Source organism: Faecalibacillus sp. MSK20_93 (assembly GCF_020589945.1).
GTDB classification, from domain to species: domain Bacteria; phylum Bacillota_I; class Bacilli_A; order Erysipelotrichales; family Coprobacillaceae; genus Faecalibacillus; species Faecalibacillus intestinalis.
Window position 1 is genome coordinate 1 of record NZ_JAJDKA010000164.1, and the last position, 461, is coordinate 461.

Here is a 461-nt window from a genome sequence, read left to right on the forward strand (position 1 = left end):
CAGTATGTGGCATTGATATTCGTGTCCTTGATGATGAGCTGGCAGAAGCCTTGAAGAAACTTCCAGAAAGAAAGAGAAATACTTTGTTAATGTATTACTTCTTGGAAATGACAGAAAGTGAAATTGCCAACTTGCAAAAGATTACGCAAAGCGGTGTATTTAAAAACCGACATCATGCTTTGGAAACCATGAAAAAAATACTAAAGGAGAAGCAGTAAAATGAAGCAAACATTTAAGAAGCCGTCCTACTATTTGCTTTCACAAGCAATGGACGGGGACGAAAAAGCGATTGAAAAGATACTGGCATTTTATGACCCGTACATATCAAAGTGCTGTCTGCGTCCACTCTATGATGAATACGGCAATGTCTATATTGTTGTAGATATGGAGCTAAAAGGACTTATCCGAGAAGCACTTATCAAAATGATTTTAGGGTTTGATATTGCCTTAGAAATCGAAGA

2 protein-coding genes are annotated in these 461 nt (G+C 37.3%); both read left to right on the forward strand.

The window, feature by feature from the left end:
• Nucleotides 1–218: RNA polymerase sigma factor (locus tag LJD34_RS16180; RefSeq protein ID WP_318532732.1), on the forward strand; the 218-nt coding region annotated here is incomplete at its 5' end.
• 1 nt (nt 219) lies between these two features.
• Nucleotides 220–461 (forward strand): helix-turn-helix domain-containing protein (locus LJD34_RS16185; RefSeq protein WP_227360383.1); only part of this gene is annotated, 242 nt, incomplete at its 3' end.